At 60.7% G+C, this 25,171-nt stretch carries 20 protein-coding genes; 10 read left to right on the plus strand and 10 right to left on the minus strand.

Annotation, left to right across the window (positions count from 1 at the left end):
- Positions 1-49 precede the first annotated feature (49 nt).
- The 7 genes from uvrA to AC1965_RS10165 form a co-directional block, all read right to left on the minus strand.
- On the minus strand, positions 50-2,935 hold the full coding sequence (uvrA, locus tag AC1965_RS10135) for an excinuclease ABC subunit UvrA (RefSeq protein ID WP_483883751.1): 2,886 nt from the start codon (positions 2,933-2,935) through the stop codon (positions 50-52).
- 66 nt (positions 2,936-3,001) lie between these two features.
- Complete coding sequence (locus AC1965_RS10140) at positions 3,002-4,174, minus strand: MFS transporter (RefSeq protein WP_483883752.1); 1,173 nt, start codon at positions 4,172-4,174, stop codon at positions 3,002-3,004.
- A 290-nt stretch (positions 4,175-4,464) separates the two neighbouring features.
- Complete coding sequence (lpdA, locus tag AC1965_RS10145; RefSeq protein ID WP_483883753.1) at positions 4,465-5,859, minus strand: dihydrolipoyl dehydrogenase; 1,395 nt, start codon at positions 5,857-5,859, stop codon at positions 4,465-4,467.
- Positions 5,860-5,956: 97 nt separating this feature from the next.
- Entirely contained in the window at positions 5,957-6,544 is a 588-nt protein-coding gene (locus tag AC1965_RS10150; protein ID WP_483883754.1) for a DUF924 family protein, read from the minus strand.
- A 65-nt stretch (positions 6,545-6,609) separates the two neighbouring features.
- On the minus strand, positions 6,610-7,920 hold the full coding sequence (locus AC1965_RS10155) for an MFS transporter (RefSeq protein ID WP_483883755.1): 1,311 nt from the start codon (positions 7,918-7,920) through the stop codon (positions 6,610-6,612).
- 72 nt (positions 7,921-7,992) lie between these two features.
- Positions 7,993-9,057, minus strand: coding sequence for a tRNA preQ1(34) S-adenosylmethionine ribosyltransferase-isomerase QueA (gene queA / locus AC1965_RS10160; RefSeq protein ID WP_483883756.1), 1,065 nt, complete (start codon positions 9,055-9,057; stop codon positions 7,993-7,995).
- 53 nt (positions 9,058-9,110) lie between these two features.
- A complete protein-coding gene (locus AC1965_RS10165; RefSeq protein ID WP_483883757.1) occupies positions 9,111-12,482 on the minus strand; it encodes a YhdP family protein in 3,372 nt (1,123 codons plus the stop codon).
- 92 nt (positions 12,483-12,574) lie between these two features.
- Here AC1965_RS10165 and AC1965_RS10170 point away from each other — a divergent pair, with 92 nt between their 5' ends.
- The 5 genes from AC1965_RS10170 to AC1965_RS10190 all read left to right on the plus strand — a co-directional run bounded on the left by AC1965_RS10170 (position 12,575) and on the right by AC1965_RS10190 (position 17,340).
- On the plus strand, positions 12,575-13,036 hold the full coding sequence (locus AC1965_RS10170) for a peroxiredoxin (protein WP_483883758.1): 462 nt from the start codon (positions 12,575-12,577) through the stop codon (positions 13,034-13,036).
- The gene (locus AC1965_RS10175) at positions 13,033-13,848 is read left to right on the plus strand and encodes a ferritin-like domain-containing protein (protein ID WP_483883759.1); all 816 of its coding nucleotides are present in this window, start codon (positions 13,033-13,035) and stop codon (positions 13,846-13,848) included. Before AC1965_RS10170 ends, AC1965_RS10175 begins: the two co-directional genes overlap by 4 nt.
- A gap of 179 nt (positions 13,849-14,027) precedes the next feature.
- Positions 14,028-15,356: a DUF5930 domain-containing protein gene (locus tag AC1965_RS10180; protein ID WP_483887026.1), complete on the plus strand. Its 1,329-nt coding sequence runs from the start codon at positions 14,028-14,030 to the stop codon at positions 15,354-15,356.
- Positions 15,346-15,855, plus strand: a complete 510-nt coding sequence (locus AC1965_RS10185; protein ID WP_483883760.1) for a bactofilin family protein — start codon at positions 15,346-15,348, stop codon at positions 15,853-15,855. The genes AC1965_RS10180 and AC1965_RS10185 overlap by 11 nt, the downstream gene beginning before the upstream one ends.
- Before the next feature lie 12 nt (positions 15,856-15,867).
- Positions 15,868-17,340 (plus strand): MFS transporter, encoded by a 1,473-nt coding sequence (locus AC1965_RS10190; RefSeq protein ID WP_483883761.1) that lies wholly within the window; start codon positions 15,868-15,870, stop codon positions 17,338-17,340.
- Positions 17,341-17,406: 66 nt separating this feature from the next.
- Here the strand turns inward: AC1965_RS10190 and AC1965_RS10195 are convergent, their stop codons facing one another.
- Positions 17,407-17,946: a peptidylprolyl isomerase gene (locus AC1965_RS10195; protein ID WP_483883762.1), complete on the minus strand. Its 540-nt coding sequence runs from the start codon at positions 17,944-17,946 to the stop codon at positions 17,407-17,409.
- On the minus strand, positions 17,939-18,445 hold the full coding sequence (locus AC1965_RS10200; protein ID WP_483883763.1) for a peptidylprolyl isomerase: 507 nt from the start codon (positions 18,443-18,445) through the stop codon (positions 17,939-17,941). The genes AC1965_RS10195 and AC1965_RS10200 overlap by 8 nt, the downstream gene beginning before the upstream one ends.
- Positions 18,446-18,576: 131 nt before the next feature.
- On the opposite strand from AC1965_RS10200, the gene AC1965_RS10205 reads away from it, so the two are divergent.
- From AC1965_RS10205 to AC1965_RS10225, 5 genes are all read left to right on the plus strand, one after another.
- On the plus strand, positions 18,577-19,752 hold the full coding sequence (locus AC1965_RS10205) for a phosphoglycerate kinase (RefSeq protein WP_483883764.1): 1,176 nt from the start codon (positions 18,577-18,579) through the stop codon (positions 19,750-19,752).
- A gap of 158 nt (positions 19,753-19,910) precedes the next feature.
- Positions 19,911-20,210, plus strand: a complete 300-nt coding sequence (locus AC1965_RS10210; RefSeq protein WP_483883765.1) for an FtsB family cell division protein — start codon at positions 19,911-19,913, stop codon at positions 20,208-20,210.
- Between the two features lie 184 nt (positions 20,211-20,394).
- Complete coding sequence (pdhA, locus tag AC1965_RS10215; RefSeq protein ID WP_483883766.1) at positions 20,395-21,402, plus strand: pyruvate dehydrogenase (acetyl-transferring) E1 component subunit alpha; 1,008 nt, start codon at positions 20,395-20,397, stop codon at positions 21,400-21,402.
- 4 nt (positions 21,403-21,406) lie between these two features.
- Complete coding sequence (locus AC1965_RS10220; protein ID WP_483883767.1) at positions 21,407-22,807, plus strand: pyruvate dehydrogenase complex E1 component subunit beta; 1,401 nt, start codon at positions 21,407-21,409, stop codon at positions 22,805-22,807.
- A 10-nt stretch (positions 22,808-22,817) separates the two neighbouring features.
- Positions 22,818-24,185, plus strand: coding sequence for a pyruvate dehydrogenase complex dihydrolipoamide acetyltransferase (locus AC1965_RS10225; protein WP_483883768.1), 1,368 nt, complete (start codon positions 22,818-22,820; stop codon positions 24,183-24,185).
- A 152-nt stretch (positions 24,186-24,337) separates the two neighbouring features.
- Here AC1965_RS10225 and cysE read toward each other — a convergent pair whose 3' ends face one another.
- Positions 24,338-25,150: a serine O-acetyltransferase gene (cysE, locus tag AC1965_RS10230; protein WP_483883769.1), complete on the minus strand. Its 813-nt coding sequence runs from the start codon at positions 25,148-25,150 to the stop codon at positions 24,338-24,340.
- Between the last annotated feature and the right edge of the window lie 21 nt (positions 25,151-25,171).

Below are 25,171 nucleotides of genomic sequence, written 5' to 3' on the forward strand. Positions count from 1 at the left end.
TGTTCCCCCGGCACTTAACAAAACCAGTTTGGTACGTTCTAGACGGCGGTTATTCGGCTGCCACCTTGGTGCGGTTCGTCAGCATGGGTTTGAGATACTTACCCGTATAGCTTTCGGCGACCTCGGCCACTTCTTCGGGCGTGCCTGTGGCCACGACCCGACCACCACCGTCGCCACCTTCGGGTCCGATGTCGATGATGTAATCGGCGGTCTTGACCACGTCGAGGTTGTGTTCGATCACCACCACCGAATTGCCCTGATCAACCAGTTCATGCAGCACCTCGAGCAATTTGCGCACGTCTTCGAAATGCAAGCCGGTGGTCGGTTCATCAAGAATATAAAGCGTACGCCCGGTCGAGCGTTTGCTAAGTTCCTTGCTGAGTTTCACGCGCTGCGCTTCACCGCCCGACAGCGTGGTCGCCTGCTGGCCCACCTTGATATAGCCAAGCCCGACGCGCATCAGCGCATCCATCTTTTCACGGATCGACGGAACGGCGGTGAAAAACGACTGAGCGTCCTCAACCGTCATGTCAAGAACGTCTGCTATGCTCTTGCCCTTAAAGCGAACTTCCAACGTTTCGCGGTTGTAGCGCGCGCCTTTGCATGTCTCGCATTCGACATAGACATCGGGAAGGAAGTGCATCTCGATCTTGATCACCCCGTCGCCCTGACAAGCCTCGCAACGCCCACCTTTGACGTTGAAGGAAAAGCGTCCTGGCTTGTATCCCCGCGCTTTGGATTCGGGCAGACCCGCAAACCAATCACGGATTGGGGTAAAGGCCCCCGTATAGGTCGCAGGGTTTGACCGTGGGGTGCGGCCGATAGGGCGTTGGTCGATGTCGATGACCTTGTCGAGGTGTTCAAGTCCCTTGATCGTTTCGCAGGGGGCCGGCGTTTGGCGTGCGCCGTTAAGGTTCATCGAGGCAGTTTTGAACAGGGTCTCGATCGTCAGGGTGGATTTACCGCCGCCCGAAACACCCGTCACACAAACAAATTTTGCCAATGGGAAATCCACGGTGACATTTTGCAAGTTATTGCCGGTCGCTTTGACCACCTGAACCTTCTTCTTGTTACCCTTGCGCCGCGTCGCGGGCACCGCGATTTTGCGCGCGCCGGTCAGATATTGACCGGTGACCGAATTCGGGTCCGCTGCAACCTGATCAGGTGTGCCGTGGCTGACAACCTGGCCGCCATGCACACCGGCGCCGGGACCGATGTCAAAGACGTAATCCGCCTCGCGGATCGCCTCTTCGTCATGTTCTACGACAATCACCGTGTTGCCCTGATCGCGCAGGTTTTTCAGCGTATCAAGCAAGCGGTCGTTGTCGCGCTGATGCAACCCAATCGAAGGCTCATCGAGCACATAGAGAACGCCCGTCAGGCCCGAGCCGATCTGGCTCGCCAGACGGATGCGCTGGCTTTCGCCGCCACTTAATGTACCACTTGAACGTGCCAGCGTAAGGTATTCTAATCCCACATTATTCAGAAACCCAAGACGTTCACGAATTTCCTTGAGAATGGCGCGGGCGATCTCGTTTTTCTGAGCGGTAAGGCTGTTTGGCACCGTCTCGCACCAGGCATAGGCCTCGCGGATCGACATCTGCACCACCTGGCCCGCGTGCAGGCGCATTTCAGGCTTGCCATCCGCTGGACCGATCTTAACCGCGAGGGCTTCGGGCCGCAGGCGATAGCCCCCGCAGGTGCCGCAGGGCCGGTTATTCTGATAGCGTTCAAATTCTTCGCGAATCCAGTTGCTGTCGGTCTCGCGATAGCGGCGCTCCATGTTTGGGATCACGCCTTCAAAGACACGGCTGACCTCGTAAACGCGGCCACCCTCGTCATAGCGAAACTTGATCTCTTCCTTACCAGAGCCGCGCAGAAACACCTGCTGCACCTTCTCGGGCAGGTCTTTCCACTTGGTTTTTTGGTCAAATTTGTAATGCTTTGCAATAGCTTCTATCGTTTGCTTAAAGTAGGGAGACTTGCCCTTGCGCCAGGGTGCCAACGCGCCGTCATAGATCTTCAAGTTCTGATCGGGCACCACAAGACGTTCGTCAAAGAACAGCTCCTTGCCCAGACCATCACAGGACGGACAGGCGCCAAACGGTGCGTTAAAGGAAAACAGCCGCGGTTCGATTTCAGGTATGGTAAAGCCGCTCACCGGGCAGGCAAATTTTTCGCTGAAGGTATAGCGATCCGGCTCGCCGTCGGTCACGGCGGTTTCAAGGATGGCAATACCATCGGCCAGATCCAGGGCGGTGCGCAGGCTGTCGGCGAGCCGGGTTTCCAGACCCTCGCGCACCACAATCCGGTCGACCACAACGTCGATATCGTGGCGAAACTTCTTGTCCAGCGTCGGCGGCTCGTCGAGATCGTGAAACTCGCCGTTTACCTTGACGCGCTGGAAACCCTGCTTGCGCAATTCAACGAATTCCTTGCGGTATTCGCCTTTGCGGTCGCGGACGATCGGGGCAAGCAGATAGGCACGGGTGCCCTCCTCCATCGTCATGATCCTGTCGACCATATCCTGTACCTGCTGGGCCTCGATCGGTTTGCCGGTGGCGGGGCTGTAGGGCGTGCCGACGCGCGCAAAGAGCAGGCGCATATAATCGTAAATCTCGGTCACGGTGCCGACGGTCGAGCGCGGGTTTTTCGAGGTGGTCTTTTGTTCGATGGAAATGGCAGGGCTGAGGCCGGAAATGTGATCGACATCCGGTTTCTGCATCATGTCAAGGAACTGGCGCGCATAGGCGCTTAGCGATTCGACATAGCGCCGCTGCCCTTCGGCATATATCGTGTCAAAGGCGAGCGAGGATTTACCCGAGCCGGAAAGACCGGTGATAACAACCAGTTGGTCGCGCGGAATATCCACGTCGATGTTTTTCAGGTTATGTTCGCGCGCGCCGCGGACTTCGATATTCTTCTGCTCAGCCATCACATGCCCCCATTAACGAGTTGTACATAGGTGCTGTTGTAGGATTCTCCAATGGAAAAATGAGAACTAAAGGGGAACGTCATGCCGCCCGCGTAAAACCGCCAGGTAGATGTGCAGCACCAGCGCGGCGGCAAAGGCGAGCCCGGCAAAGAGTGGCAGCGCGCCGTAACCCAGCCCGACGAGCCCGGCGGCCATCACCGGAGTGCCCAGAGTATTGCCAAGGTTGCCCATCTGCGCCATCGCCCCGTTGGCCTGTGCCTGTGTGGCAGCGCCGGGGTTGAGCTGTGGCACGGCAGCAAAACTGGCGCCCTGGATCAGCCCCATAGCCCCGGCAAGGCTGAGACACGCCAGTGCATCGCCCGGAGAAAGCCACAGCCAGATCATGCAAAGCAATGACAGCGCAAACCCGGTCTGCACCACCTGCACCGCGGGTATGACACGCAGCAGCGCCACGCCGACGGTCATGGACACGGCAATACTCATCAGTGGCATCGTCCCCATGATCATGCCACGCCATTCTTCATCCAGATAGGGCGGCAGAACGGTCAGGATCGACACGAAACTGAAGGTGTAGAACAGCCAGCCAGCCGCCGGGGCAGCGATATGGGGCGAGCGGTAGATGGTGACGTGGTCGCGTAGGATGCGGAGCAGCGACAAGGACGGCTGCGGCCCTTCGTTCGGCAGTGCGCGCAGACGGGCCGACAGGTAGAGCGCGAAAAAGGCCATGTAAGCGGCGTGGGCCGCGAATAGCGCCGGAAGACCAACTGACAGCGCCAAAGGCCGCCCGCCCCAGGTAAGCACGGCGAATGCCACGCCAAAGAAGGTGCCCCAAAGCGTGAGCGTAAAGCCACGATCCTTGGGCGCGCTAAGTTGAGCGATCAGTGTGGGTGCGGCAACGACGATGGCCAGATGCGACAGCCCTTCGGCCACACGGCTGGCCAGCATCCAGCCCAGCGGTGGTGTGAACGCCTGAAAGGCCGACACCGCCGCGCCGAGCCATAGGGCAGCCAGCAAGGCGCGGCGATAGCGTATCCGCGCAACCAGCAGTCCGGCCACAACACCAAATATGATACCGACAAACCCGACCAGCGACACGATAAAACCGTTTCCGGCGCCCGCCTGCGGATATATTCCCGGCAGCAAATCAAAGATCACGCTGACCTTGCCATATTGTGCCGCCGCCCCAAGGCCCGCGCCCCAGAGGGCTAAGATTAGGGGATAGGGCGTTTGGTGGGTCATGGGCGGGGCAACTCACTGTGGCAACGGGCCCAGATAGGCAGGTTCGGTAGCGCTGCACAAGCGGGGCTATGGCGGCAGTTCACTGCGCAGAGCGGCGCGATGACAAAGCGGGCAATGCCACCGGGCGGGCAAATCCCAATACGTCCGAGGCTTTTCGCCACCACGTATTCGCCGCTTTTAAGTGACCCTGAGCCAAGCGAGTCCGCGTCGCAAAAACGGGTGTGACATAAAAAATCCCCCTGCCGATGCGGCAGGAGGATTGCGTGTTTGGTGCCGATGCGGGCAATAAGCTAGATGTGAATGGCCCGCCCGTAGGCGTCGAGCACCGATTCATGCATCATCTCGCTGAGTGTCGGATGTGGGAAAACGGTGTTCATCAGGTCTTCTTCGGTGGTTTCCAACTGGCGTCCCACCACGTAACCTTGGATCAGTTCGGTCACTTCTGCGCCAACCATATGCGCGCCCAGCAGTTCGCCGGTTTTCGCGTCAAAGATGGTTTTCACCATCCCCTCGGCCTCGCCCAAAGCGACCGCTTTGCCGTTGCCAATAAAGGGGAAGCGCCCGACCTTGATGTCATAGCCCTGCTCTTTTGCCTTGGCCTCGGTCAGGCCCACGCTGGCGACCTGTGGATGGCAATAGGTACAGCCTGCGATGCTTTCGGGTTTGACGGGATGCGGGTGTTTGCCCGCGATCAGTTCGGCGACCATCACGCCCTCGTGGCTGGCCTTATGTGCCAGCCAGGGCGCGCCGGCGATGTCGCCAATGGCAAAGACGCCATCCACAGCAGTGCGGCAGTATTCATCGGTGACCACATGGGTGCGGTCGATTTTTACACCCAGGTCTTCCAGGCCCAGGCCTTCGACATTGCCGACGATACCCACGGCGGAAATCACGGTGTCAAAATCGTGCTTCTCGATCTTGCCGTCGATCTCGATATGGGCGGTTACCTTGCCCTCGGCGCGGTCCAGCTTCTTGACCATCGCCTTTTGCATGATCTTCATGCCTTGCTTTTCAAACTGCTTTTTTGCGAATTTCGAGATGTCTTCGTCTTCGACCGGCAGCACGCGGTCCATGACTTCGACAACCGTCGTGTCCGCGCCCAGCGTATTATAAAAGCTGGCAAATTCGATGCCGATGGCGCCCGATCCGATGACCAGAAGTTTCTTTGGATCATGCGGCGGTTGCAAGGCGTGGCGGTATGTCCAGACACGTTTGCCGTCAGCCTCAAGCCCCGGCAATTCGCGCGCGCGCGCGCCGGTGGCCACGACGATGCTCTTGGCCTCAAGCGCGTCAGTACCCTTGTCAGTTTGGACGCTGACCTTGCCTTTCGCGGTTATCTTGGCCGTGCCCATGATAACCTCGACCTTGTTTTTCTTAAGAAGGTGCTTCACCCCGCCTTCCATCTGCTTGGCCACCCCGCGCGACCGTTTGACGATGGCATCCAGATCATAGGCAATCTTGTCGGCGGCGAGTCCGAATTCCTTGGCGCGGTGCATCATGTGGAACACTTCGGCAGAGCGCAGCAAGGCCTTGGTCGGGATACAGCCCCAGTTCAGGCAGATCCCACCAAGGTTCTCACGTTCGACGACGGCCACGCTCAGGCCCAGTTGCGCGGCGCGGATCGCCGCGACATAGCCGCCCGGCCCCGCGCCGATCACGATCAGATCAAAGGTTTTGGCAGCCATGGCAGGACCTCACGTTTGTAGGATTGCAAATATAGTTTACCATTAAACTACATTTGCAGCCACGACAACAGCGAGAATCGTATGGTCAGGACTGCGCCTAGGCTGCTTTCTTGGCGGCCTGCAATTCACGCACCGTCTCGCCGTAACCGCCTTTGGCGAGATATGCCGTTTCAGGCGCGGTAAAGCTGCGCGAGAGGGCCTCGTTGCGATAGGGAAAACGCCCGAACTGGCGGATAACCTCGCGGTGCGCGCGGGCGTGCAGCATGTTGTTTTCGCGGGTTTCGGGCATACGTTCGCAGATCAGGCGCACACAACGGTCCTGATCGCACAGGTTTTCCGAATGCATCAGCGGCATATAAAAGAACTGGCGGGCCGGTTCGTCGATGCGCATGTCCCACCCTTTGTCGATGGCGGATTTTGCGGCGGCAAGGGCGGCGCGGTCGGTGGCGAATGACCGGGCGTCACCGCGGAACATGTTACGCGAGAGTTGATCGGTCAGGATAATATAGGCCAGAGACCCGGTGGGATAGGTCAGCCAGAGCGCGAACTTACCGGCGCGGGCATCTTCCCAGCTTTCCAGAAAACGCGCGCGGATCTTGTCATCCAATGCATCCGACGCTTCGTACCAGCCCTTTGGGCCAACCTCGTCCAACCAGAAACTCAATATCTCTTCCGGGCCTATCATCCTGCACACTCCTTTGCCGTGCTTGGCGATTGTTCTTCAGGTTAAGATTGTCTTAACCCAAAAGCCTACTCACGTTTTGTATCAACTGCGACATAGTTAACGCTATCAGGGCCGTTTTCCGCCTCTTCTATCGCATCCTGTTCGGCCTCAATGGCGTATTCCTGTGCAATTTCAACGGCCACGCGGGTGGCGGCGGGGTAGATTGGCACGTAGTTGCCGGTCTCTTCCACAGGCACTGCGGCACGCTGGGTCTTGCGGTAGGTGGCGTAGAAGGCCAGCACCACAAAAAGCACCGCGGTGAACAGGTAAAATCCGCCCGGCCCCAGTTTTGTACCCATCATCCACCCGGTAATGATCGGCCCCAGAATCGCCCCTAAGCCGTTGATAAATATCATTCCTCCCGACGCCGCAGCCATGTCTTCGTGTTCAAGAAAGTCATTGGTGTGCGCAATCAGCAACGAATAAAGCGGGTTGGACATGCCCCCCACCACAAAGGCCGACCCCAGCAGGATTGGAAAGACATGCCCCATCCACATGCCCAAAATGGACCCACATGCGCCGATCAATGCGGTGATCACAATCAGGTTGCGGCGGTCCATCCGGTCAGACACCCAGCCGATGGGATATTGCAAGATCACGGAACCTACAAAGAACATTGCGACAAAAAGTGAGATTTGAGCAACAGTTAGCCCCGCTTCGGCGCCGTAAACCGAGGCCATGCCAAACTGCGCCGAGAAGACTCCGCCGAGCAGGAACATACCAACACACCCCAGCGGGGAAAATTCCATGAGGGCGCGCAGGCTCATCGGTTTGGTCGTGTCGAAGGCCGGCGTGGGGCTGATCGACAGCAGAATGGGCGTGACCGCGATGCTGACCAGCACCGAGGGGATGACAAAAAGAACAAAACCCGATGGGTCTGCCGTCAGCAGCAACGCCTGCGCCACCACGATGCCCAGTGTCTGCACGATCATGTAAAGCGACAGCGCCTGGCCGCGATTTTCGTTGGTAGCGGCGTTGTTCAGCCAGCTTTCGGCGGTGACGTAAACGGCGGAAAAGCAAAAGCCGATCAGCACCCGGCCCAGGGACCAGACGATGGTATTGGGAAAGGTGGGATAAAGGATCATCACTGCCGAGATCAGCGAGGCAAGGGCGGCAAAAACGCGCACATGCCCCACCCGGCGGATCATGCCGGGGGCCATGCGCGACCCGCCCAGAAAACCGACGAAATAGGCGGACATGACGATGGACATCTGAAAGGTCGAAAACCCTTCGATACCACCACGGATACCCAGCAGCGTGCCCTGCATGCCGTTGCCGACCATCAGCAGGCACATGCCCAGCAAAAGCGCCCATGCGCCGGAGAGTACCTGAATCATCTGGCCGTTCCCTTATTCATGCCCGACCTCCCTGAACCCTGCGGCAGCCCTAGTCACCCTCGGGGGCGACATTCAAGCGGGTTTTTGCGCCTCTGGCAGCAACAGCGACGAATCGCCGTAGGAAAAGAAGCGATATTGCGCCGCAATGGCATGGGCATAGATGTCCTTGACCGCCTGCACGCCCATCAGGGCCGAGACCAGCATCATCAACGTCGATTTCGGCAGGTGGAAGTTGGTCATCAGCCCATCAGTGACGTTGAATGTAAAACCCGGCGTGATGAAGATATCAGTGTCGCCTTCCCATGCCTTGATCTGCCCCCCGCGTGCCGCAGTTTCGATTAGGCGCAGGGCGGTGGTGCCAACGGGGATCACTCGGCCCCCGGCGGCGCGGGTGGCGGTGATTTCATCCGCGGCCTGCGCGCTGACCTGCCCCCACTCGGCGTGCATCTTGTGCTGGGTGATGTCATCGACCTTGACCGGCAGGAAGGTGCCCGCGCCCACGTGTAGGGTGACGTGGCTAAATCCGACGCCTTTGGCTGCCAGGGCCGCAAGCAAAGCTTCGTCAAAATGCAGCGATGCGGTGGGCGCCGCGACGGCACCGGCGTTGCGGGCGAAAACGGTCTGATAATCGGTCATGTCGCGGGCATCCGCCGCGCGGCGGGCGGCGATATAGGGCGGCAGAGGCATGGCCCCGGCGGCATTCAAAGCGGCGTCAAAATCATCGCCCGTGCAGTTAAAGCGCAGATGCCCCTGCCCGTCGTCAACCGCGTCCAGAGTGGCGCGCAGATCGTCGGAGAAGATCACCTCTTCGCCGATTTTGAGCTTGCGCAGAGGTTTGATCAACGCAGCCCAGGTGCCATCGCCGCGCGGCTCAAGCAGTGTTACTTCGATCCGGGCCTGCACGGCGCCTTGGGCCGAGGCGCGGTGGCGCAGGCCGGACAGGCGCGCGGGGATCACGCGGGTATCATTCAGCACCAGTCGGTCGCCGGGGCGCAGCCATTTGGTCAGATCGGTCACATGACGGTCGTGCAGCGTCGGGCCATCCGCAACCAGCAGCCGTGCCGAGGACCGGGGGCTGGCGGGCCGCGTGGCGATCAACGCCTCGGGCAGGTCAAAATCGAAATCGGACAGTTTCATCGTGCCGCACCTTTGCTCTGGCCGTCATCATTCGTCAGGCTGTGAGGGGGCGCTTAGCGTCCCTCGTTGCGCTGGACAACCGGTTTATCGCGCGCCTCGGGTGCGGGTGGCAGGGTGGATTGCCCCTGCCCTTCGACCACAGGCAGATCGGGCGGCGGCGCGCGAAAGATATCGCGGAACATTCCCGGCGTCAGAGCCGACAGCGGATTAACCGACACGCTGGGTGATTTTGCCGGGCCGGTCAGACGGTAGTTGAACCCGATCAACCCCTCGCCCTTGCGCGTCAACACGGCGCCAATGCCATTCAGCAGATAGACCGGCGAAATCACGCCCTGCATGTCGACCAAGCCACTGTCGAGCGCATAAAGCCCGTCCATCGACAGGCCCATCGACGCGCCAACGGCGCTGGCCTTGGTCAGGGTCAGGCGGTTGGGGGTCAAGCGAAATTCGGCTTCGACGTCGTCAAAATAGATGCCGTCGCCATTCAGTTCGTTCACCAGCCCGACCACCGACACTGCATTCAGCAACGCGGCAATGCCCGGCGCGTCCTTAATCCGCACGTCGCCGACCGTCAGACGCCCGTCAAACGCCCCGCCAGAGCCCACGGGCAGCAAGGTCAGCGACAGATCACCGCCCACCACTTGTTTCAGCAGCCCGGCAGAGCTGAGCACGCCGCCCGCGTCTTTGGAGATCAGCCGCACCGCGCTGCGTCCGCTCTGTGGCTGCACCCGGCCCTGAACCGGCGTGCCGCCGTTCAGTCGTGCCTCGAATGTGCCGTCCATACCTTTGGACGTGTCAAATTGCCCCCGCATCCCGGTCAAGGCCACCGTGTCTGTGATCTGCAATCGGTCCAGCGCGACCTGCATCGGCGGGCCGGGAGGTCTATTGCCCTTGGACGTACCAAATTCGGCACGGCGCAGATCAAGCGTGCCACCGCGCAGCACCACCTGCACCGGTTTGCCCGCACCGCGTCCGATCAGATCAACCGGGATATCGAGCCAGTTGCCCAGCCGCAGCCTGTCAATGCGCAGCCGGTCCAGCGCGCCACCGGGGTGCAGTGCCACCGACCCCGCCGCGCGCAGGCCCGCGCCTTCGATCTGGATGGCGTCGACCTGGGGCGTATCCCCCAGCCGCCCGGCCAGTCGCAACAGCCCATCAGCACTGCGAGGCTTGGCCCAGGACAGCTGTGGTACGGACAGGCCGACGCCCCTCAGGTTTGACTCAAGTGCAAAGCGCGGAGCGGCGCCGCGTTCAAAATCAAGTGCGATCTCGGCCTGCCCGCTGCCGCTGAGCGTGCCGGGCGGCAGGGTAATGCCAAAGGCATCCATTGTGGCTGGGTCAAGCGTTATTTGCCCTTTCAGGCTGCTCTTGGTCGACCCTGTGCCGATGGGCTGTGACCAGCGGCCATTAAAGGCCACGCCGTCAATCTGCCCCGGCCCGCCGATACTGACGTTCGTGTTGTTCGCCTCGATCGTCAGATGCGGCGCGCGCAATTTGCGACCCTTGATAAGCATGTCACTGGACAGCGACAGCAGATCACCGTTCACATGATAGGTCACATCCGTCGGTTTGCCGCCTTTCTTGAGCGGCACCGCCAGCGTCCCGGTTAGCACCGCCTCGCCATTGGCCAGTGTCACGGGCAGGCCAACCTTGTCCATCACCTGCATCGGCGGCTGGTTGAGCAGAGATAGGGCCGCGGTAAGCGTGGACCGGGTGCTGAGGCGGACCACCGACGGCGCGCCATCTTTGACCCGAACATCGGGGATGATGAAGGACGACCCCTGCAATGTCACCGCCCCGCCCTGTGGTGCGACCACCTGGCCACCGTCCAACGTCACGACGAGACGGTTGTCGGCCAAGCTCATGTGACCGCGTGCGCCGCTGATATTTGGCATGGTTTTCATGAAACGCACCTCGGCCTCGTCATAGTCAAAGGCGACATAGGTCTGCGGCGCGGTGCCGGGGGCCGTGCGCAGGGCGAGATCAATGTTGCTGGCGGCGCCCTTGATCAGGTTTTCGTCCAGCCACTTGCGGGTCTTGGGTTTGACCCCCTCGGGCCAGAGCGTCAGCAGGCGCTCTGGGTCGAGCGCATCCATGCGCCCGTCCAACGACAAGCGCCAGCCCCGTGGTGCCGCTTCAAGCGCGCCGTTGACGCGCAGGGTCTTGCCCTGATCGCTGATCTGCAACCGCCCCACCGTCAGCCGGAACGGGTTGAGTTGCAGTTGCAGGTCGATGTCGGCCTCATCCAGTACAATGGGTTCGGCATAGACGCCGCCGGGATTGGCACGCAGATCGCGCAGGGTGAACTGCGCCACCAGCGTGCCGGGGATACCGCCCGCCACCGCGCCCAGCTCTGCCGCGCCGGACAATTGGCCGGACACCCATTTGCTGTTGAGCGTGACATCGTCAAAACGCAGCACTTGCTCTGCCGGATCATAACTGAAGTAGCAGCGCGCGCCGTCAAAGGGGATCGGTTTGGTGCGGGCATTGGGCTGCACGGCCCCTGCCCCGATCTGAAGCGTGGCGTTCAGCGGTGCAAAGGTGCCGTCAGACCGGATACCGCTGCGCACCGCGCCCGAAATCTGCGCCCGCACCACGTCGAGCCAGGCAAAGGCCGGGCCTTGGGCCGCGATGTCACGCGCCGCGATCCCGTCGAAGGTCACGCCGAAATCCGCCGCCGTGCCGCCCACCTGACTGGTGTAGTTCGCAGCCAGTGTCGCCACGCCGCTGCCACCGCTGAGCACCGCAAGATCCGCCGAAATCGCCAGCGCATCACCGTCACGCGACAGCCGCATGCGCCCGCCGTCCCCCGTCCAGGCCAAGCCCGACCGCATGTCTTCGTAGCGCAGGGTGAGTGCGCGGACCTCAATACTGTGCAGCGCGCTCAGCGCGGGGGCGGCCAGCACCTGATCAAATTCGCCGATCAACTGCGGCAGGGTTGCCGCCTCGCGCCGGGGCGAGGTCAGACCGCCCCCCGCGCTAAGCGCCACCCGCCCGTTCTGGCCGCGCCGCAGGGTTGCCACGACCCCCGACAGGTAGATGTCGCGCGGCTGCACCCGTCGATCCAGCAGCGCCTGCATGGACAGCGACGCCTTGAATTCGTTGAAGGTGACAATTTCGTCACCCTCCGCCGTAATCACGGCGACATCGCGCAGGCGCACGCGCGGGCGCCATCCTTCGTCGACAACAAATTCCATACTGCCAAAGGTCACCCGCGCCAGCGGCAGGGCCTGCGCAATCCGCGCTTCGATCCGCTGTTGCACCCAGCCGGGCGCGGTAATTGGCCGCCCGGTGAAGTAGATGATGCCGCCCGCGCCGCCGATCACCAGCAGCAGCATCGCGGCCAGCGAAACCAGCCCGGCACGGCGCAACCGGCGGCGGCGCGGCGTAGGTGGTGTGGGGGAAGGTGCTGGCGCGTCGCTCATGTCGGTCCGGTCTGGGGTGGTCGCTTTGACGTCGTGACGTCGCTTGCAGTATGACAGCCCCATGAGGCCCTTCACAAGCCAAGGAAAATCACATGCCCGACATCAGCGACACCGCACCCGATTTCAGCCTACCCGTCACCGGAGGCGGCGATATTACGCTTTCGGCGCTGCGCGGCGGACCCGTGGTGCTGTTTTTCTACCCGCGAGACGACACGCCGGGCTGCACCACCGAATCCATTGGGTTTTCCGAGCGGCTGGGCGATTTTGCCTCCGCAGGCGCACAGGTCTTTGGGATTTCGCGCGATACGCTGGCGAAACACGATAAATTCGCCGCCAAACACGGGCTCACGGTGCCGCTTCTGTCCGACATCGACGGCACAGTGACCGAAGCCTATGGCGTCTGGGTCGAAAAGAACATGTACGGCAAGAAATCCATGGGGATCGAACGTGCGACATATCTGATCGGCGCTGACGGCACGGTCGCGCAGATCTGGCGCAAGGTAAAGGTGCCGGGCCATGTCGATGCGGTGCTGGACGCGGTGCGCGCGCTGTGATGCCGCTGGCCCAGATGGCCGAGGCGGTGCTGCGCACCCCTGATGGCCGCGCCAAGACCGCCTTGTCGCGCGACTATGCCGCGCAGTGGCAGGCCGCGCGTAGCGCCGGGGAACGGCCCGAGATTGGCACCGCTGCCCCGCCGATGCACCCGGCCCGGCCTGCCCGACCCGAACTGCTGTCGCCCCGCGACGTGCCCCGCCGCCGCCCCGGCACCCCCGAAGGGCGGATCGCGCTGCTGCACGCTGTGGCACATATTGAGTTGAACGCCGTTGACCTGCACTGGGACGTGATCGCGCGGTTTGCCGATGTGCCCATGCCGATTGGGTTTTTCGATGACTGGGTCAAGGCGGCGGATGAAGAATCCAAGCATTTCAACCTGATGTGCGACTGTCTTGAGGAATTGGGCAGCCATTATGGCGCGCTGCCCGCCCATGCCGGGATGTGGCGCGCGGCTGAGGATACGGCGGATGACCTGATGGGCCGGCTGGCTGTGGTGCCAATGGTGCTGGAGGCGCGCGGCCTTGATGTAACGCCCGGCATGATCGAAGTGTTTCGCCGTGCGAAACAGACCAGTGCCGTGGCGGCATTGGAAACCATCTATGCCGAGGAAGTGGCCCATGTCGCTTATGGCAGCAAATGGTTTCATTTTCTGTGTGGTCGCTTTGACGAAGACCCCAAGGACCGCTTTCATGCCCTTGTGCGCAAGTATTTCCATGGCGACCTGAAACCGCCCTTCAATGAGGAAAAGCGCGCCGAAGCAGGGATTCCGCCTGATTTTTACTGGCCGCTGACCGCCAGCGGCCAACCTTAACGCGCGACGCCAAGTCTTTGGGATCGGCGGTTTTTTGCCCATATGCAACATAAGAGGGGAATGCCGCGCACGCTTGGGCCATCAGGGTTGCCCCATTGGCGGTCACTGGCTATTGACGTGGCTGACAACACGTGGCGGGGAGGCCTGGTTGTCGATGGGACGAAATGAGGGACGACACAGTGCGCACACGGCTTGCCATCAAGATCCATGCTCTGCTTGAGCATTATTTTCCTGAACGCCGTGTTTTCCTGAAGTCCGACAACGATACCCGATTCATTCGCCTGCGCCCCGGCACCCAGATTGTGGCCTTTACCGGCTCTACCCTCCTTGTGGCATGGGCCATCGTGGCCACGGCCATTATTTTGATGGACAGCATCGGTTCGGGCAACTTTCGCGAACAGGCTAAACGCGACCAGCGCACCTATCAGGCCCGGCTGAACGATCTTTCTGCCCAACGCGATGGCCGCGCCGAAGAGGCACTGGCCGCGCAAGAACGCTTTAACGCCGCGCTTACACAGATTTCGGTGATGCAATCAGAGCTGCTGTCCTCCGAGACCCGCCGCCGCGAGCTGGAAACCGGCATCGAAGTAATCCAGTCCACCCTGCGCGACACCATGAAAGACCGCCAGACGGCGCGCAATCAATTGGCTGATCTACAGGGCAATCTGGAAAGTGGCAGCAATGGCACCATCCAGGTCGCCGCCAGCAACGCCCCGGTCGATTTCCTGGCCGAAGCGCTGGCGCGCACCGCCGCCGAGCGCGACCAGATCAGCCGCGATGCGCAGGACGCGCTGCTGCAGGCCGACGATATGGCGCAGCAGATTGCCCTGATGCGCGACCAGAACGATGCAATCTTCCGGCAGCTCGAAGAGGCAATGAGCGTTTCTGTCGCCCCGCTGGACAAGATGTTCCGCAACGCAGGTATGCCGACCGACCGCATCCTTGCCACCGTGCGCCGCGGTTATTCCGGCCAAGGCGGCCCGATGACACCGCTGACATTCACCACCCGCGGCGAAGAGCTGAGCCCTGACACCCTGCGCGCCAATCGACTGCTGGGCCAGATGGACCGTCTGAACCTCTATCGCATTGCCGCGCAAAAAGCGCCCTTTGCCAAGCCGGTTAAATCCTCATTCCGGTTTACCAGCCAGTTCGGCTATCGCCGCGATCCAAAGACCGGCGGCCGCCGCATGCATTCGGGCGTCGATTTTGCCGCAGGCATGGGTACGCCACTTTATGCCACCGCTGACGGTGTGGTGGTGCATTCCGGTTGGCAATCGGGTTATGGTCGTCTGGTTAAGATACAACATGAGTTCGGCATCGAGACTCGTTATGCCCATATGTCCAAGCTGCGCGTAAAAGTAGGCCAAAGGGTCTCGCGCGGGCAGCATATTGGTGATATGGGAGCATCTGGACGGGTCACCGGTGTCCACCTCCACTATGAAGTCCGCGTAGGTGGCAAAGCTGTTAATCCCATGATCTATATCAAGGCTGCAAACGATGTTTTCTAAGAGCAAAATCAACGATCCCGCCCCAAAAGACGCCGATGCGTCCAAACCGGCGGCCCCTTCTACTGCTTCGGCATCGGCGGCCCCCGCCGCGCCCAAACCCAATGAATTCAAGGCCAGCGCCCCAAAGGCGAAACCGCCTGCTTCGGTGTTGTCGTCAGATTTGCATGTGACCGGCAACATGAAAACCACCGGCGACATTCAGGTCGAAGGCACGGTCGAGGGCGACATCCGCGCGCATTTGCTGACCATCGGCGAAACCGCCACGATCAAGGGCGAAGTGGTTGCAGATGATGTGGTGATCAACGGCCGCATCGTGGGCCGTGTGCGCGGCCTCAAGGTGCGCCTGACGTCGACGGCACGGGTCGAGGGTGACATCATCCACAAGACTATCGCCATTGAATCCGGTGCGCATTTCGAAGGCTCCGTGCAGCGTCAAGACGACCCGCTGAACCCCGGTGCAAAATCCGCGCCAGCGCAAAAGCCGAACCCAGCCTCCTAAGGGCAGTCTGACATGACTGACATCAAGGCGCCGCAGGCCCCTGCGGCGCCTGTTTTTTTGCCCGATTTCTGCGCGCCCGCTGCCCGGCCCTTTGTGCTGGTGGCAGCAATCCTCGCCTCGGCATTGGGGTTTATCGACGGGACGGTTGTGGCCATCGCCCTGCCCGCCATGCGCGCCTCGCTGGGGGCCGATCTGGTGCAGGCACAATGGATACATAACGCCTATATGCTCACACTATCGGCGCTGATCCTGGCGGGCGGCGCGATGGGCGATCGCTTTGGCCTTGCGCGGGTCTTTGGCGGCGGAATTTTGCTCTTTGTCGGGGCGTCAATCCTCTGTGCATTGGCCCCCACGCCCGATTTCGTGATTGCCGCGCGCACAGTGCAGGGCATTGGCGCGGCGGTTATGGTGCCGGGATCGCTGGCGGTCATCGCCCGCGCCTATCCGCGCGCCGAACGGGGCCGGGCCATTGGCATATGGGCCGCCGCCTCAGCGCTGACCACTGCTGCCGGGCCGATCATCGGCGGCCTCGCGCTCAGCTTTGGCGGGCCAGAAATGTGGCGCGCGATCTTTGCCATCAACCTGCCGCTTGGTGCGCTGGCGCTCTGGTTGCTTTGGGCCAAGGTCGGGGCCGATTCCGCCCGGTCCAGCACGCCGCCCGACCTGCCCGGCGCGCTGACTGCAACGCTGGCCCTGCTTTGCATCGCCTGGGGGCTGACACAACTGGGCCAAGACGGCGGCACCGTCGGCCTGTGGCTAACCGCAGGCGGGCTGCTGTTTGGGCTGTTTCTGTGGATCGAATCCCGCTGTTTAGCGCCGATGATGCCGCTCAGCCTCTTTGCCAATCGCATATTCTCAGCCGCCAACCTGATGGCCTTCACCCTGTATTCCGCGCTGAACATCATGTTCTTTTTCATGCCTATGACCTTTATCGCCGGTTGGGGTGCAAGCGAAATCGAAGCCAGCGCCACCTTCGCGCCGATGTCGGTATTCTTATCGCTGCTATCGGCGCGCGCGGGTCGTCTGGCTGACCGCATCGGCCCGGCCCCCCTGCTGGTTCTGGGCAGTCTGTTTGCCGCAGCGGGCTATGCTGCCATGGGCTTTTACGCCCATGAACAAGACCTCTGGCGGCGCGCCCTGCCCGCCATGTGTCTTGTGGGCTTTGGTATGGCGCTGGTGGTGGCCCCGCTGTCGACTGCTATCATGGCTGCCGTCCGTGAGGATCAATCGGGCATTGCATCGGGCATCAACAACGCGGTCACGCGCATGGCGGGGCTGATTTCGGTGGCAGCGGTGGGCGGACTTGTCGCCAGCCTGTATGCGGGCGCAGGCGGTAGGGCCAGCTTTGGCGTATTATCAGACAGCGCAAATCACAGTATGGCGATGAATCACGCCTTTGCAGGTCTTGCCTATCTCGCCGCAGGTCTCTGCACACTCAGCGCCTTGATCGCCGTTGTGGGGCTGGGCAAGACAATGCGTTGGTAATCCCCTGCTTTTTCGGGTCATAAATACCCTCGGGGGGTCTGGGGGGCAGCGCCCCCCAGCCTGTCGTCACTCGGTAACAGTGACCTTTTGCATCACGTCAGGCTTGGCCGGTGGCTCGCCACGTGCAATTGCGTCCAGCACGTCCAACCCTTCGGTAACCCGGCCGACGACCGTGTATTGTCCGTTCAGGTTATAGCCTTCGTCGAACATGATGAAGAACTGGCTGTTGGCACTGTCCGGGCTCTGACTGCGCGCCATGCCCACAACGCCACGGTCAAACGGCACATCCGAAAATTCGGCCTTCAGGTCCGGCAGGTCAGACCCACCGCGCCCGGCACCGGCAGTGTTTTCGCCGGATTTGCCGTACTGAACATCACCGGTCTGCGCCATGAAACCGTCGATCACGCGGTGAAACACCACGCCATCATAGGCACCCGCCTCGGCCAGCTCGGTAATGCGCGCCACATGCTGTGGTGCCACGTCTTCAGCCAGGTCGATGGTGATCGTGCCGTTCGCCTCGCCCGCGACCTCGATCTTGAGGCCGCTGGCAGCGGCAGCGGTGCCGAGCAGCGCCAGAACGGCGCCTGCGCCCAATAGCTTACGCATCTGCGGCCACCTTGACGCTGATCATCCGGTCGGGGCTTGCTGGCGGCTCGCCACGTGTCAGCGCATCAACATGTTCCATCCCGGAAATGACCTGACCGTAAACGGTGTACTGACCGTTCAGGAAATCATTGTCCTTGAAGTTGATAAAGAACTGGCTGTTGGCGCTGTTTGGATTTGCCGAACGCGCTGCACCGATCGAGCCACGCGCATGTGGCACCTTGGAAAACTCTGCGGGTAGATCGGGCATATCCGACCCACCGGTGCCAGCAGCGCGCAGGTTAAAGTTGTCTTCCATGTTGCCGTTGGCGACATCACCGGTCTGGGCCATAAAGCCCTCGATCACGCGGTGAAAGGCCACGTTGTCATATTTGCCGGCACGGGCCAGTTCTTTCATGCGTTCCACATGTTTCGGCGCCAGGTCGGGCAGCAGTTGAATGGTGACGGTGCCGCCTTTCAGCTCCATCAGGATGGTGTTTTCGGGGTCTTTGATCTCGGCCATGCCGCGCTCCTTGTCATAAACGTCCGCAGTTACCTAGGCGGCTTCAGTCCAATTGCCAAGCGTGTGCATTGACGCGCGGGCAGATAACGGCAAAACACAGCGCAACAGATGACATTTAGGGAGAAAGCGGTATGGCCTGGAAAACACTGGATGACATGGACCTCAGCGGCAAACGGGTGCTGGTGCGTGTGGACATCAACGTGCCTGTCGAAGCGGGCCGCGTCACCGACACCACCCGCATCGACCGTATCGTGCCGACGGTGAATGATATTCTGGCCAAGGGCGGCACCGTCACGCTGATCGCGCATTTTGATCGCCCCAAGGGCAAGATCGTCCCCGAGATGAGCCTGTCCCAGGTCCTGCCCGCGCTCAGATCAGCCCTCGGGCGCGAGGTGACATTGGTGCAGACGCTTGAGGATGCCGCCCTTGCCAAGGGTGAGGTGCTGCTGCTGGAGAACATCCGTTTCCATCCCGGAGAGGAGGCGAATGACCCCGCCTTTGCCGCCCGGCTTGCTGCTTTGGGCGATATCTATTGCAACGACGCCTTTTCCGCCGCGCACCGCGCCCATGCCTCGACCGAGGCGCTGGCGCGGCAACTGCCTGCCTGCGCCGGGCGGCTGATGCAGGCCGAACTTTCGGCGCTAGAAGCCGCACTTGCCAAACCAGAGCGCCCGGTGGGCGCGGTGGTGGGCGGGGCCAAGGTGTCGACCAAGATTGCACTGCTGGAGAACCTCGTGAACCGGCTTGACCTGCTCGTGATCGGCGGCGGCATGGCCAATACCTTTCTTGCCGCGCTGGGGGCCGATCTGGGCAAATCCCTGCAAGAGCCAGATTATTTCGGCACCGCCAAGGACATCATGGCCCAGGCCGACAAGGCCGGTTGCCGGGTGATCCTGCCCGTTGACGGGCTGGTGGCACGTGACTTTGCCAAGGGCGCTGCACACGACGTCATCAAACTGGGCCCTGACACCACGTTGGACTCCGATCAGATGGTGCTGGATGCCGGACCCGATACCGTGGCGCTGGTCGAGGTTGCCTTTGCAGGGTTGCGCACCCTGATTTGGAACGGCCCGATGGGGGCGTTTGAGATCCCGCCCTTTGACACGGCCACCGTGGCCGCAGCGCAGGCGGCGGCACGTCAGACCCGCGAAGGCACACTGACATCCGTGGCTGGTGGCGGAGATACCGTGTCTGCGCTGAACCAGGCAGGCGTTGCCGAGGATTTCACCTATATCTCGACCGCCGGTGGGGCATTTCTGGAATGGATGGAGGGCAAGACATTGCCCGGCGTCGCGGCCCTGGGCTAATCATGGCAAACAGCGGGCCGCTGCCCCCTACGCGGCCCGCAAACCTCGCATTTTTCCGCTGAAAACAACATCTTTCGCGAATCAAGGGATTCACATGGCGATTCGCCTGTGTCATACTGTTGTTACGCCCACCAAGAGGCGACCCAGAGGCACAGATCATGACACGCACCCCACGCCCCGCATTTGGCACCCTGCTGTTTTTCGCCATCGCCTTTGCGTTGAGCCTCTACTTCACCTTTGCCGCCGTGCAGGGTGATTTTGGCCTGTTCCGCCGGGCCGAAATTGTCGCTGAAAACCAAGACCTGCGTCTGCGCCTGGCCGAAGTGCGTGCCGATGTTGCGCGGATGGAAAACCTCACGCACCGCCTGTCGGACGATTATCTTGATCTTGATCTGCTTGACGAACAGGCCCGCAAGGTCCTTGGCATGGTGCGCACGGATGAGATCGTCATCCGCTGATCCAGCGTTTCTGGTGTTCTGCCCCTTGCAATCTTGACGTTTCTCTGGCCAGATTTGCCTTGTGGGGCGCGATTTTCACGTCGTGCCACAAAGCCACTCGCATTCCTGTACGGAATGGGATAAAGAATAGTTTAACGCTAAACTATTTTTGGCACCCTGACCTGCGCTGACGGAGGAGACGCCCATGGCCGCAAGGAAATCGACCAAGAAACCGAATGTTTCGCCCGAGGAATTAACCGCCTTCTACAAGGACATGCTGCTGATCCGGCGGTTTGAGGAAAAGGCGGGCCAGTTATACGGCATGGGTTTGATCGGCGGCTTTTGCCACCTCTATATTGGGCAAGAAGCGGTCGTGGTCGGCCTTGAGGCCGCCGCCGAAGAAGGTGACAAGCGCATCACATCCTACCGCGATCACGGCCACATGCTGGCCTGTGGCATGGACCCCAACGGCGTCATGGCCGAATTGACGGGCCGCGAAGGTGGCTATTCCAAGGGCAAGGGTGGCTCCATGCATATGTTCTCGAAAGAGAAACATTTCTACGGTGGCCACGGCATCGTCGCGGCTCAGGTGCCGCTGGGTGCTGGCCTCGCCTTTGCCGACAAATACAAAGACAACGGGCGCGTGACGTTCACCTACTTCGGTGATGGTGCTGCCAACCAGGGCCAGGTCTATGAGGCGTTCAATATGGCCGCCCTATGGAAGCTACCGGTGATTTTTGTCATTGAAAACAATCAATACGCTATGGGGACATCGCAACAGCGCTCGACCTCAAGTGCCGAAATCTGGGAACGCGGCCGCGCCTTTGGCATTCCAGGTGAGGCGGTGGATGGCATGGACGTGCTGGCCGTGAAGGCCGCAGGCGAAACCGCCGTGGCCCACGCCCGCAAGGATGGTCCCTACATTCTTGAAATCAAAACTTACCGCTACCGCGGCCACTCCATGTCGGACCCGGCAAAGTACCGGACCCGCGAAGAAGTGCAAAAAATGCGCGACGAACGTGACCCCATCGAACAGGTGCGCAGCCTGCTGCTGACCGGCAAACACGCAACCGAAGACGATCTCAAAGCGATTGATAAAGAGATCAAAAAGGTCGTGAACGAAAGCGCTGAATTCGCCAAGGAAAGCCCGGAGCCAAATCTCGATGAGCTTTGGACCGACATCTATGCAACCGACGTTCCGCAGGAGGCCTGAAGCAATGGCAACCGAAATTCTCATGCCCGCCCTCAGCCCCACTATGGAAGAAGGCACGCTCGCAAAATGGCTGGTCAAGGAGGGCGACACTGTCTCCTCCGGTGACATCCTGGCCGAAATCGAAACCGACAAGGCCACGATGGAATTCGAGGCCGTCGATGATGGCACCATTGGCAAAATCCTGATCGCCGAAGGCACCGAAGGCGTAAAGGTAAACACCGCCATCGCCGTGCTGCTTGAAGAAGGCGAAAGCGCGGACGACATCAAAGACGCGCCCAAAGCCGAAGTCGAAGCCAAGACCGACACCGCAGAGGCAAAACACAGCGCCCCGGCCGAGGCCAAGAGCCAGCCCAAGCCAGCGGCAAGCGAGAAACCCGCAGCCCCCGCCCCCGATACCAACCCCGATTGGCCGGAAGGCACCAAGTTGAAACAGCAGACCGTGCGCGAAGCCTTGCGTGACGGTATGGCCGAAGAAATGCGCCGCGACGAAAACGTGTTTCTGATGGGTGAAGAAGTGGCCGAATATCAGGGCGCTTACAAAATCTCGCAGGGGTTGCTGGATGAATTCGGTGCAAAACGCGTGATTGACACGCCGATCACCGAACATGGCTTTGCCGGGATCGGTGTCGGCGCGGCCTTTGGCGGTTTGCGTCCAATTGTCGAATTCATGACCTTTAACTTCGCCATGCAGGCGATGGACCAGATCATCAACTCTGCCGCCAAGACTCTGTATATGTCTGGCGGTCAGATGGGCGCACCCATGGTATTCCGTGGCCCCAATGGTGCCGCGGCCCGCGTCGGCGCACAGCACTCTCAGGATTATGCCGCTTGGTTCATGCAGATCCCGGGCCTGAAGGTCGCGATGCCCTATTCCGCGTCGGACTATAAAGGTCTGATGAAATCAGCGATCCGCGATCCGAACCCGGTGATCTTTCTCGAAAACGAAATCCTTTATGGGCGCAGCTTTGATGTCCCGGATGTCGAGGATTACACAGTTCCCTTTGGTAAGGCACGCATCTGGCGGACCGGCAGTGACGTGACAATCGTCAGCTTTGGCATCGGCATGACCTATGCCCTGCAAGCCGCCGAGAAACTGGCCGAAGAGGGTATTGAAGCCGAAGTCATCGACCTGCGCACCCTGCGCCCGATGGACACGGACACGATCCTGAAATCTGTCATGAAAACAAACCGTTGTGTGACAGTCGAAGAAGGCTGGCCGCAGGGCTCCGTCGGCGGCTACATCTCAACCGTGATCATGCAACAGGCGTTCGATTATCTGGACGCGCCGGTGATCAACTGTACCGGCAAGGACGTACCAATGCCCTACGCAGCCAACCTCGAAAAACATGCGCTGGTGACCACCGATGAGGTGATCGAAGCCGTGAAACAAGTTACTTACAAATAAGGAGCGGAACATGCCCACAGAAATTCTCATGCCCGCCCTCAGCCCCACGATGGAAGAAGGCACATTGGCCAAATGGCTGGTCAAAGAGGGCGATACCGTCGCCTCCGGCGATGTCATGTGCGAGATCGAGACCGACAAGGCCACGATGGAGTTTGAAGCGACAGACGAAGGGGTGATCGGCAAGATCCTGATCGCCGACGGTACCGAAGGGGTCAAGGTCAACACCGCCATTGCCGTGCTTCTCGAAGACGGCGAAAGCGCTGACGACATCAAGACCCCCAGCAAGGCACCCGACACGCCAGCCAAGGTCGACACGCAAGACACACCTGCCAAGGTCGACACACAAGACACACCTGCCAAACCCACGGAACAATCCAGCGAACCCGCTCCGGCCAAAGCCGATAGCGTCACACCTCCCGCCCCCAAAGACGCAGACGGCACCCGCATTTTCGCAACTCCCCTCGCCCGGCGCATCGCGGCGGACAAGGGTTTGGAATTGTCCGACGTCAAAGGGTCCGGACCCCGTGGCCGTATCGTCAAAGCGGATGTAGAAGGGCTTTCCAAATCCGACGCGCCCAAAACCGCTGCCGCTTCGTCGCCTGAGGTGACCACACCCGCCGCGGCACCAGCCGCAGCCCTTGCGTCTGGCCCATCGGCTGCCACGGTCGCCAAGATGTACGAAGGCCGCGACTACGAGGAAGTTTCCCTCAACGGTATGCGCAAGACCATCGCTGCGCGTCTAACCGAAGCCAAACAAAGCATCCCGCATTTCTATCTGCGCCGTGACATCCAACTGGACGCGCTGCTGGCTTTCCGCGGTGATCTGAACAAACAGCTCGATGGGCGCGGCGTGAAGCTTTCGGTCAACGATTTTGTCATCAAAGCCTGCGCTTTGGCCCTGCAAGCCGTCCCGGACGCCAATGCGGTCTGGGCCGGTGACCGCATCCTCAAGCTCAGACCATCCGACGTGGCCGTGGCCGTAGCGATTGAGGGTGGTCTCTTTACCCCCGTCCTGCAGGACGCCGAGACGAAGTCCCTGTCTGCCCTCTCGGCACAGATGAAAGACCTCGCCGCCCGCGCCCGTGATCGCAAGCTTGCGCCACATGAATACCAGGGCGGCAGTTTTGCAATTTCCAACCTCGGCATGTTCGGGATCGACAACTTTGACGCGGTGATCAACCCACCACATGGTGCCATTCTGGCCGTGGGTGCGGGCGCGAAAAAACCAATCGTTGGCAAAGACGGCGAGATTGCCGTGGCCACCGTGATGTCTGTCACGCTCTCGGTCGACCACCGGGTTATTGACGGGGCATTGGCGGCTGAACTGCTCAACGCAATCAAGGACAACCTCGAAAATCCGATGGTCATGCTGGCATAAACCGCCAGCACCCGTCTCTTTTTGGTTTTAATATTCCTCGGGAGTTTGAGGGCAGACAGCCCTCAATCGCCGCTCCTGTAAGGAGCGGCAAATATAAAGCAAAAGCCGGGGCTGATGCCCCGGCTTTTTCATGTCTAAAAACCACTCGAAAATTAGCGTTGATCAGGCCCAAACATGTGGTTCATCGACACCGCAGGTTGATCACAGCCCGCCTCACCAACAATCCGCGCCGGAATTCCGGCCACCGTCTTGCACGGTGGCACTGCCTCCAATACGACAGAACCCGCAGCGATGCGGCTGCAATGTCCAACAGTGATGTTACCCAATACCTTTGCCCCGGCGCCGATCAGCACCCCATCCCCGATCTTGGGGTGGCGGTCCTCTTCTTCCTTGCCGGTCCCGCCAAGCGTCACGGAGTGGAGCATCGACACATTGTCGCCCACGACAGCCGTTTCACCGATCACGATGGAATGGGCGTGGTCGATCATGATCCCTTTGCCGATTTTGGCCGCCGGATGTATATCAACGCCGAAAATCTCACTGACACGCATTTGCACGAAATAGGCCAGGTCACGCTTGCCCTTGGTCCAAAGGTGATGCCCCACACGGTACGCCTGCACCGCTTGGTAACCCTTGAAGTACAAAATCGGCTGCAACAGCCGGTGGCAGGCGGGGTCACGTTCGTAAATTGCCATCAAGTCAGCGCGCGCCGCCGAGATTAGATCGGGGTTCTCCGCATAGGCGTCGTCGACCATTTCGCGCACCACCATCATCGACATCTCGTTCGACGATAGCTTGGCGGCCATACGGTAGGACAACGCTTTTTCGATTGATTTGTGGTGCAGGATACAGGCGTGGACAAAGCCGCCGATCAGCGGCTCGTCGCGCACCGCAGCTTCGGCCTCTTGCTGGATCTTATCCCAGACAGGGTCCATCTTGGCGATGTTTCTACGTGGTTCGGCCATAGCGCAGTGTCCCTCTTGCTG

It is taken from the genome of Sulfitobacter sp. KMM 9851 (assembly GCF_057178245.1).

Bases quoted from the DNA above. Each gene is read 5' to 3' on its own strand.
- AC1965_RS10140 (WP_483883752.1), bottom strand. From the start codon at position 4,174: ATGACCCACCAAACGCCCTATCCCCTAATCTTAGCCCTCTGGGGCGCG.
- AC1965_RS10225 (WP_483883768.1), top strand. From the start codon at position 22,818: ATGCCCACAGAAATTCTCATGCCCGCCCTCAGCCCCACGATGGAAGAA.
- AC1965_RS10190 (WP_483883761.1), top strand. From the start codon at position 15,868: ATGACTGACATCAAGGCGCCGCAGGCCCCTGCGGCGCCTGTTTTTTTG.
- AC1965_RS10195 (WP_483883762.1), bottom strand. From the start codon at position 17,946: ATGCGTAAGCTATTGGGCGCAGGCGCCGTTCTGGCGCTGCTCGGCACC.
- AC1965_RS10220 (WP_483883767.1), top strand. From the start codon at position 21,407: ATGGCAACCGAAATTCTCATGCCCGCCCTCAGCCCCACTATGGAAGAA.
- AC1965_RS10185 (WP_483883760.1), top strand. From the start codon at position 15,346: ATGTTTTCTAAGAGCAAAATCAACGATCCCGCCCCAAAAGACGCCGAT.
- uvrA (WP_483883751.1), bottom strand. From the start codon at position 2,935: ATGGCTGAGCAGAAGAATATCGAAGTCCGCGGCGCGCGCGAACATAAC.
- AC1965_RS10150 (WP_483883754.1), bottom strand. From the start codon at position 6,544: ATGATAGGCCCGGAAGAGATATTGAGTTTCTGGTTGGACGAGGTTGGC.
- AC1965_RS10205 (WP_483883764.1), top strand. From the start codon at position 18,577: ATGGCCTGGAAAACACTGGATGACATGGACCTCAGCGGCAAACGGGTG.
- queA (WP_483883756.1), bottom strand. From the start codon at position 9,057: ATGAAACTGTCCGATTTCGATTTTGACCTGCCCGAGGCGTTGATCGCC.
- AC1965_RS10170 (WP_483883758.1), top strand. From the start codon at position 12,575: ATGCCCGACATCAGCGACACCGCACCCGATTTCAGCCTACCCGTCACC.
- AC1965_RS10210 (WP_483883765.1), top strand. From the start codon at position 19,911: ATGACACGCACCCCACGCCCCGCATTTGGCACCCTGCTGTTTTTCGCC.
- lpdA (WP_483883753.1), bottom strand. From the start codon at position 5,859: ATGGCTGCCAAAACCTTTGATCTGATCGTGATCGGCGCGGGGCCGGGC.
- AC1965_RS10165 (WP_483883757.1), bottom strand. From the start codon at position 12,482: ATGAGCGACGCGCCAGCACCTTCCCCCACACCACCTACGCCGCGCCGC.
- cysE (WP_483883769.1), bottom strand. From the start codon at position 25,150: ATGGCCGAACCACGTAGAAACATCGCCAAGATGGACCCTGTCTGGGAT.
- AC1965_RS10200 (WP_483883763.1), bottom strand. From the start codon at position 18,445: ATGGCCGAGATCAAAGACCCCGAAAACACCATCCTGATGGAGCTGAAA.
- pdhA (WP_483883766.1), top strand. From the start codon at position 20,395: ATGGCCGCAAGGAAATCGACCAAGAAACCGAATGTTTCGCCCGAGGAA.
- AC1965_RS10155 (WP_483883755.1), bottom strand. From the start codon at position 7,920: ATGATTCAGGTACTCTCCGGCGCATGGGCGCTTTTGCTGGGCATGTGC.